At 66.5% G+C, this 1,925-nt stretch carries 1 protein-coding gene; it reads left to right on the top strand.

What is annotated here, in order from left to right:
- The coding region (locus M5B96_RS32265) for a condensation domain-containing protein (RefSeq protein WP_248801193.1) at positions 1-1,925 on the top strand (1,925 nt) is incomplete at both ends.

Raw genomic sequence — 1,925 nt, 5'->3', positions numbered from 1 at the left:
AAACTGCCGGAGTACATGGTTCCAGGCGTTTACATCGCGCTGGACAAGCTGCCGCTGACCCCGAACGGCAAGCTCGACCGCAAGGCCCTGCCGGCCCCGGACAGCAATGCGCTGGTCCGCCGTGGCTACGAGGCGCCCCAGGGCGAAACCGAAATCACCCTGGCACGGATCTGGAGCGATTTGCTCAAGGTCGAACAGGTGGGGCGTCACGATCACTTCTTCGAGCTGGGCGGCCATTCGTTGCTGGCGGTCAGCCTGATCGGCCATATGCGCCAGGCCGGGCTCAGCGTCGATGTCCAGGCGCTGTTCAGCCAGCCGACCCTGGCGGCCCTGGCCACGGCCGTGGGTGGCGGGCGGGAAATCCTGGTGCCGGCCAATGCCATTCCATCGGGTTGCGAATACATCACCCCGGACATGCTGCCCCTGGTCAGCCTAGATCAGGCCGTTATCGACCGTATTGTCGCCAGCGTGCCGGGTGGCGCGGCGAACGTGCAGGATATCTATCCGCTAGCGCCGTTGCAGGAAGGTATTCTCTATCATCATCTGTCAGCCGGGAGCGGCGACCCCTACGTCCTGCACGCGCTGTTCACGGTGCCGGACCGCCTGCGCCTGGACGCCTTTGCCCAGGCGCTGCAACAGGTGATCGATCGTCACGACATCCTGCGCACCGCCGTGCTCTGGCAAGGGCTGGACGAGCCGGTCCAGGTGGTCTGGCGCCAGGCGCGGCTGCACGGCGAAACCCTGGCGTTCGACCCGCGTGCCGGTGACGTGGCGAGCCAGCTCAAGGCGCGTTTCGATACTCGTCACTCGCGCCTGGACGTGACCCGGGCGCCATTGATGCACCTGGTGTTTGCCGAAGATGAAGCCGAGCAGCGCTGGGTGGCGATGCTGCGCTTCCATCACATGGCCCTGGACCATACCGCCCTGGAGGTGGTCCGTGATGAAATCCAGGCGCACCTGCTGGGGCAGGCCGCGCAACTCGGCAGCCCGGTGCCGTATCGCAACTATGTGGCCCAGGCGCGCCTGGGCGGGCGGCGAGAGGAACACGAAGCCTTTTTCCGCGACATGCTCGGCGATATCGACGAGCCGACCCTGCCGTTCGGCCTGCAGGATGTGCGGGGCGACGGTCATGCCATCGAGGAAGCCACCCGCGTCCTGTCGCCGGCCCTGAGCCTGCGCCTGCGGGCTCGCGCCCGACAATTGGGCGTGAGTGCCGCCAGCCTGCATCATCTGGCCTGGGCCCAGGTCCTGGGCAAGGTTTCGGGCAGGCAGGAAGTGGTTTTCGGCACCGTGCTGATGGGGCGGATGCAGGGCGGCGAGGGGGCCGACCGGGCGTTGGGGATGTTTATCAATACCCTGCCGCTGCGGGTGGCCGTGGGCGGGCAGGGCGTGCGCGCCGGGGTCAAGGCAGCCCATGCGCGACTGACCGCGCTGCTGGGGCACGAACATGCCTCCCTGGCCCTGGCCCAGCGTTGCAGCGGCGTGGCCGCGCCGACGCCATTGTTCAGTGCCTTGCTCAACTACCGCCACAGCGCCGTTGCCAGTGTTGACGAAGAAACCGCGCAGGCCTGGCAGGGTATCGAGACCCTCGGTGGTGAGGAACGGACCAACTATCCGCTGACCCTGAACGTCGATGACCTGGGCGAGGGCTTCAGCCTGAATGTGCAGGTCAACGCCGAAGTCGGGGCCATGCGGGTCTGCGCCTATATGGAGGCGGCGCTGGAGCAGCTGCTGCAGGCGCTGGAGCAGGATCCCGAGGCGTCGTTGAGTAGCCTTTCGATCTTGCCGGCTGACGAGCGCGAACAACTGCTGGTGACGTTCAACGACACGTTGTTGGATTATCCGCAGGCGCAGACCGTGCATGGTTTGTTCGAAGCGCAGGTGCAGCGCACGCCGGACGCCCTGGCGGTGGTGCATGACGGGAA

Origin of the sequence: Pseudomonas sp. MWU13-2105, from assembly GCF_023242315.1 — a bacterium.
In the GTDB taxonomy this organism is placed as follows: domain Bacteria; phylum Pseudomonadota; class Gammaproteobacteria; order Pseudomonadales; family Pseudomonadaceae; genus Aquipseudomonas.
This window is presented reverse-complemented; position numbering and strand designations above follow the sequence as displayed.